This is a genomic window from Paraburkholderia sp. C35 (assembly GCF_003121405.1).
Taxonomy (GTDB): Bacteria; Pseudomonadota; Gammaproteobacteria; order Burkholderiales; family Burkholderiaceae; genus Paraburkholderia.
This window is the reverse complement of the sequence record NZ_QBUY01000202.1, coordinates 1-5,882: the sequence shown is the minus strand read 5'-3', so window position 1 is coordinate 5,882 and position 5,882 is coordinate 1. Positions and strand designations below refer to the sequence as shown.

The 5,882-nt window shown below is 63.6% G+C and carries 7 protein-coding genes; 5 read left to right on the top strand and 2 right to left on the bottom strand.

Features of this window, described 5'->3' with window-relative positions; all coding sequences use genetic code 11:
• Positions 1–437 precede the first annotated feature (437 nt).
• The gene (locus DK391_RS43730) at positions 438–1,073 is read left to right on the top strand and encodes a carbonic anhydrase (protein WP_109484227.1); all 636 of its coding nucleotides are present in this window, start codon (positions 438–440) and stop codon (positions 1,071–1,073) included.
• 104 nt (positions 1,074–1,177) lie between these two features.
• Positions 1,178–2,740 (top strand): SulP family inorganic anion transporter, encoded by a 1,563-nt coding sequence (locus DK391_RS43725; protein ID WP_109484228.1) that lies wholly within the window; start codon positions 1,178–1,180, stop codon positions 2,738–2,740.
• 163 nt (positions 2,741–2,903) lie between these two features.
• Here the strand turns inward: DK391_RS43725 and DK391_RS45160 are convergent, their stop codons facing one another.
• The gene (locus DK391_RS45160; protein ID WP_204117547.1) at positions 2,904–3,047 is read right to left on the bottom strand and encodes a hypothetical protein; all 144 of its coding nucleotides are present in this window, start codon (positions 3,045–3,047) and stop codon (positions 2,904–2,906) included.
• 72 nt (positions 3,048–3,119) lie between these two features.
• On the bottom strand, positions 3,120–3,404 hold the full coding sequence (locus DK391_RS43720) for a hypothetical protein (RefSeq protein ID WP_109484226.1): 285 nt from the start codon (positions 3,402–3,404) through the stop codon (positions 3,120–3,122).
• A gap of 343 nt (positions 3,405–3,747) precedes the next feature.
• Between DK391_RS43720 and DK391_RS43715 the strand changes: the two genes are divergently transcribed.
• From DK391_RS43715 to DK391_RS43705, 3 genes are all read left to right on the top strand, one after another.
• Positions 3,748–3,939, top strand: coding sequence for a hypothetical protein (locus DK391_RS43715; RefSeq protein ID WP_109484225.1), 192 nt, complete (start codon positions 3,748–3,750; stop codon positions 3,937–3,939).
• A 308-nt stretch (positions 3,940–4,247) separates the two neighbouring features.
• Entirely contained in the window at positions 4,248–4,439 is a 192-nt protein-coding gene (locus tag DK391_RS43710) for a hypothetical protein (RefSeq protein WP_109484224.1), read from the top strand.
• Positions 4,440–4,561: 122 nt separating this feature from the next.
• A complete protein-coding gene (locus tag DK391_RS43705) occupies positions 4,562–5,587 on the top strand; it encodes a trypsin-like peptidase domain-containing protein (protein ID WP_109484223.1) in 1,026 nt (341 codons plus the stop codon).
• Positions 5,588–5,882: the final 295 nt, after the last annotated feature.

Genomic DNA, 5,882 nt, shown 5'->3' with positions numbered 1-5,882 from the left:
AGCCCGCTTTCTTTTGCCTACTTTTCTTTGCGGCGGCAAAGAAAAGTAGGTGCTGCCCCGCACAGGGGCGACGCATGAAGCCCGAAGGCATAACGCGGATGCCGGCGCAGAGCCTATCTACGCACCAAAAGCACGAGCAACCCCAAACCCAAATCAAAACCCAAAAACCACCTCATTGACACCCCTGTCAAAAACCTCCCCCACTGACACCTTTGACAAAAATCAAAACCCAAAAACCGAACCCAAACAAACAACATAAAAAAGCCCCAAACCCGCATGTATGCACGCTTTCCGGGCATCGAATGCACCCAGCATCAAATGAATTTTTATTGATTTTTTTTCGGAACCTTCTTGCCGTAAGCTTTTCGTAATCACTATCGTGTTTATCCGCGATGGACAGTCTCCCTTCAATTCAGAAGCTGGCAGGAGCATGATCGATGAATCATCCAAAACGTTTGTTGCTGTCCAATCTGGCGTGGTCGCAGGAAGTATCCGCGCGTGACCCGGCGTTCTTCACGGAACTGGCGCGCGGCCAGCAACCCCGCATCCTGTGGATCGGTTGCTCGGATAGCCGTGTGCCCGCCGAGCGCATCACCAACGCGCAACCGGGCGAGCTGTTCGTTCATCGCAACATCGCCAATCTCTACACCTCCGACGACGGCAATGCGTCGAGCGTGGTCGAGTATGCGGTGCATGCGCTCAAGGTCGAGCACGTCGTGATCTGCGGTCATCATCATTGCGGCGGCGTGCGCGCCGCGCTGTCGCCGCCGATGGACGGCTTGCCCGTCGTGAGCCGCCGTATCGCCGGATTGCGAGAACTCGCCGAACGTCATCGCGACGAATTGCGTGCCATCGCGGATTTCGATGCGCGCGTCGACCGCTTCGCGGAACTGAATGTGATCGAGCAGGTGCGCCTGCTGCGTGAATCGCCCATCGTGCGCCGTGCGCCGCGTCCGCCGCAAGTCCACGGCTGGGTGTTCGGGCTGCGCGAAGGGCTGCTCACGCAACTCACCGATTTCGACGAAGCCCGGCAGATCGCCGAAGCACACGAGCCTGTGCGCAACGCGGCCTAGCGCCGCGTAGCCCGCGTCCTTCCCGTTCCTTTTCGCGTTTTTGGCCCGACCGCCGCCGGTGCATGTCACCGGGCGGCGTGGCTCAACTCGACCTCGTGGATACCATGAACAACTCTCCTGTCACCCGTCTATCGAACCTGCGCAGCGATGTCTTCGCGGGCATCGTCGTGTTTCTCGTCGCGCTGCCGCTGTGTCTCGGCATCGCGACGGCGGCGGGCGTCGAGCCGTTCGCCGGCCTGAGCTCCGGCATCGTCGGCGGTCTGGTCGTCGCGTTGCTGAGCGGCTCGCATCTGAGCGTCAGCGGTCCCGCTGCCGGCCTCGTCGTGATCGTCGTCTCGGCGATTGCGTCGCTCGGCAGTTTCTCCGCGTTCCTCTCCGCCGTGCTGATCGCGGGCGCGTTACAGATCGGCTTCGGTCTGTTGCGCGCGGGACGGCTGGCGAGCTTCGTACCCGTCGCCGTCATCAAGGGCATGCTCGCTTCCATCGGCATCATCCTGATCGTCAAGCAGCTTCCGCTCGGTCTGGGGCTGGTGAGCGGCGCCGATGCGCAAGTCGCGCACGCCGGCACGCTGCCGACGCCGTTCGGCGATGTGACCATTGTGTCGGTCCTGCTCGTCGTGGTGTCGCTCGCTATGCTGTTCTTCTGGGAGACGCCGCGCGCCAAGCGTTATGCACTCGTGCGCATGGTGCCGGGGCCGCTCGCGGCCGTCGCGCTCGGCATCGGCGTGACGCTCGCGCTCGATGTGCTCGCGCCCGCGCTGGCCTTGCCCACCGAACACCGTGTGGCACTGGCGTCGCTCGATTCGTTCGCCGCACTGACGGGCGCGCTGTCGATGCCCGACTTCACGCAACTCGCCGACGGTCACGTCTGGCGCGTGGCGCTGACGCTCGCCATCGTCGCGAGTCTGGAAACGCTGCTAAGTCTCGAAGCCGTCGAACAGATCGATCCGAAGCGCCGCCGTGCATCGCCGGATCGCGAACTGAAGGCACAGGGCGTCGGCAACATGGTGGCGGCGGTGCTTGGCGGGCTGCCGCTGACGGCCGTGATCGTGCGCAGTTCGGCGAACGTGAACGCGGGTGCGCAGACACGCATGTCGGCGGTGATTCACGGCGCGCTGCTGCTGGTGAGCGTGTTCGCGCTGACGGCGGTGCTGAACCTGATTCCGCTCGCCTGTCTCGCCGCGATCCTGATCCACACGGGCTACAAGCTGGCCAAGCCGGCGCTGTTCGCTGCGATGGCGCGCGAAGGCGTCGACCGCTTCGTGCCGTTTGCAGCGACGATTGTCGGCGTGCTGGCGACGGATCTGCTGATCGGCATCGGTATCGGCATCGCGACGAGCGCGCTGCTCGCCATGCGCGCGAACCTGTCGCGCACGTTCACGCTGACGTGTCACGACGATCACTATCTGCTGGTGCTGCGCAAGGACGCGACGTTCCTGTCGAAGCCGATGCTGTCGCATTGCCTCGAACAGATTCCCGACCGCGCGACCGTGCTGATCGACGCCGAGCGGGCCGATTTCATCGATCGCGATATTCGCGAGACGCTCGATGCGTTCGTGAGCGAAGCGCCGCAGCGGCAGATTTCCGTCGAACGGATGCGCTGGCCGGAGCCGGCGGCACAGGAAGGGCGTGCATTGCTGCCGTCGCTGCGTGCAACGGCGGGGTGAGGCGCGTCAACGGGCGCCGGATAGCACCCAACGGCACGCTATCCGGCGACTGAAACTGGCATCGTGAAAAGCTGCCGGGTGTCCGGCGAGCGAAGCGGTACGAAGCGGTGCGAAGGCGAGGGCGCTGAACGTCGGCGCGCCTTCGCCGCAAAGGCGGAAAGATTTACTCGGCGATCGAATAGCGCGACACGCCCGTCTGCTTCGCCTTGCGCGGACGCTCGACGCGCGGACTCGCGCCACGGATGAACAGCACTGCGCACAACGCGACCATGGCCCAGATGCAGAGAAGTACAGTCAAAGCGTTCATTTCGTATTCCAGTCAGTCGGTGCTGCCGTTACTGCCGTGGCGTTCAGTTTGCCCGGCCGCGCGTGCGGCCAGTCAATGAGTCGTGTGGTGGTCCTGTCCGTCGAACAGAAGCTCGTCGATCAGCCGCGTGGTCAACGCAAGCTGCTTTTCCAGCGACATCCGCGCCAGTTCCGCGCTTGCCGCGTCGCCGCGAGCGACGGCCGCGTGCGTCTGCGTGGCGAGGCGCAGTACCGTGTCGGACGCGAGCTGCAGGCCGCGCATCATGTCGGCTTGCGGGTAGTCCCGCGGGCTGTTCCAATCCGGCGTTTCAAACGTGTCATGCTCGAACGGCTTGCTGCTGTCATGGCGGGAAGACATTTTCAGGCTCCTCAGTGCACTGGCATGACTGCAGTGTGCGCCTCGGGGGCCATGCTCAATCGGTCGAACAGAGGCCGGTTTCGGATTCATACCGACGTCATCGAAATCTGCCTGGGGGCGCGCGGGCGCGCCTGCTTTTTTCCACGACCCGGCGAATGGTAAGCAACTGTTAGTGCGCGGTCTGCACGGAATGGCCCTGGGTCGGGCAGGCGCCTTTCTTGCGCGGGGCGGCGACGGCCCGCCTGTAGCGCCACGCGTAGCAAACCGTAATGTGCCGTCACAAGTGGTCACGAACACCTTCTGTAGCGTCTGCTCAAATGACATAGGAGAAGGGAGAACGATCATGAAGAGACTTCTGATGCTGGCAGCCGTCGCCCTGGCGACGATCGGTCTGGGAGGCTGCGTCGTCGCGCCGCCTTACGGCTATGGGTACGCGCCGGCCTACGGCTACGCGCCGGGTTATTACGCGGGGCCGACGGTGAATGTCGGCGTTGGCTATAGCTGTTGCTGGGGCCGCGGTGGGTGGCACCGGTAATCGCCTGGCCGTGGCGGCCCGGAAGAGGTTCGAAGCGGCCCGAACACGGAACGCGTGACGCAAGCCTGAACTTTCACGTCGATCACGCGCGGGAGACCAGCCAGGCCGGACGTGGACGCGCGAGCGTTCCGTCCGGCTTCCGCGTGATTTCTGCGTGGCAGGCGTTCGGCGGCGCACATTGTGCAGCGGGCCGTGCGGCGCGGGCGGCGCGTCTGCGGTACGATCTCGGAACAGAAAGCGCGCACGCGATGGCGGCGCGCCTTCGAATACAACGACTTCACCCGCTCACCAACGTTCTCACACTTAGCATGGACTACCGCGTTACCTACGAGCACAGCCTCGCCACCGCACCCGACGACTTCATCGTGAATGTGCCGTCACAACTGGTGTCGGATGTGCCGTCGAGCATTCCCAAGGCGCTGGTGCCCGAAGCTATCGAGAAGCTGATACTCGAACGCTCGCCGCGCATCGGCCGCATCCGCAACCTGAAACTCATCTGACGCGTTTTTCGAGCAGACTCGCTGGGCGGGCCGATCTTCGCTCGCCTGGCGCGCTTGCCATTGCGCTTGAAAACGGCTGACCCGCCCTGCATGTGCGGCTCTCGCTTAGTGGGAGCCTTGTCATGGGAAGCCGTCCCCGTTTTATCGACGATCTGTCGGGAGCGCTGCCGAGCGGCGCTGCCCCCGGATCGTCCACCGACGACGCACTTCTCGACGCCTATTCGCGCACGGTCATCGATGCGCTCGAACAGGTGCGAGCGGCCGTCGTTTTCATCACAGTCGAGCGCCGCGTGCCGGGCGCGCCGGAGCGCCACGCGCGCGCGGGCACCGGCTCGGGATTTATCTTCACGCCCGACGGTTATCTGCTGACCAACAGCCACGTCGTGCATGGCGCGACGCATATTCGCGTGCAGCTTGCCGACGGCACGAAATTCGACGCCGATCTGGTCGGCGACGATCCGCACAGCGATCTTGCCGTGCTGCGCATTGGTTCGGCGGAGCCGCTGCCGCACGTCGTGCTCGGCGAATCGGGCAAACTGCGCGTCGGGCAGATTGCCGTTGCTGTCGGCAATCCGCTCGGACTCGAGCAGACCGTCACGGCGGGCGTGGTGTCCGCGCTGGGACGTTCGTTGCGGTCGAACTCCGGGCGCATGATCTACGACGTCATTCAGACGGACGCCGCGCTCAATCCGGGTAACTCCGGCGGGCCGCTGATCAATTCTGCGGGGCAGGTGATCGGCGTGAATACCGCGATCATTCCGGGCGCGCAGTCGATCAGTTTCGCGACGGCAATCGACACCGCGAAGTGGGTGATCATGCAGATCTTTGCGCACGGGCGTGTGCGGCGCGCTTTCATTGGCGTTGCCGGGACGAGCATGGCGTTGCCTCGACGCGTGCAGCGTTACTTCGGGTTGGAATCGGAAAGTGGCGTGCGCGTCATGGAGATCGTGAAGGGCAGTCCTGCGGCTGTTGGCGGATTGCGGACTGATGACACTGTCATTGCGATCGACGGGCAGGTTGTCGATGGTGTGGATGCGCTGCAGCGCGTGCTGGATGCTTCGAAGATCGATATCGATGTGAATGTGAGTGTGCTGCGTGGCACGCGGCGGGTTGAGGTTGTGGTGCGGCCTGTTGAGCAGGTTGTTTGATCCAGGTTTTTTTGTTTTTGCGCCGGCATCCGCTTATTGTTAGTGGTGCTTCTTGCGTTGCCCCTGTGCGGGGCAGCACCTACTTTTCTTTGCCGCGGCAAAGAAAAGTAGGCAAAAGAAAGCCGCTGAACACCACCCGTTCTTGTAGTTGCCTGCGGGCCCCCAGCCGGTCCTATCCTTCATGCGGCATCGTTCTTCCCGACGCCCGCTGCCAACGCTCTTAAAGAGCGCATCACCCGCTTCACGCCCCCGCGTCCAGCACACCTTGTTGGTTAGTCCACGGCCGCCCAGGTGG

Bases quoted from the DNA above. Each gene is read 5' to 3' on its own strand.
- DK391_RS43730 (WP_109484227.1), top strand. From the start codon at position 438: ATGAATCATCCAAAACGTTTGTTGCTGTCCAATCTGGCGTGGTCGCAG.
- DK391_RS43715 (WP_109484225.1), top strand. From the start codon at position 3,748: ATGAAGAGACTTCTGATGCTGGCAGCCGTCGCCCTGGCGACGATCGGT.
- DK391_RS43705 (WP_109484223.1), top strand. From the start codon at position 4,562: ATGGGAAGCCGTCCCCGTTTTATCGACGATCTGTCGGGAGCGCTGCCG.
- DK391_RS43720 (WP_109484226.1), bottom strand. From the start codon at position 3,404: ATGTCTTCCCGCCATGACAGCAGCAAGCCGTTCGAGCATGACACGTTT.
- DK391_RS43725 (WP_109484228.1), top strand. From the start codon at position 1,178: ATGAACAACTCTCCTGTCACCCGTCTATCGAACCTGCGCAGCGATGTC.
- DK391_RS43710 (WP_109484224.1), top strand. From the start codon at position 4,248: ATGGACTACCGCGTTACCTACGAGCACAGCCTCGCCACCGCACCCGAC.
- DK391_RS45160 (WP_204117547.1), bottom strand. From the start codon at position 3,047: ATGAACGCTTTGACTGTACTTCTCTGCATCTGGGCCATGGTCGCGTTG.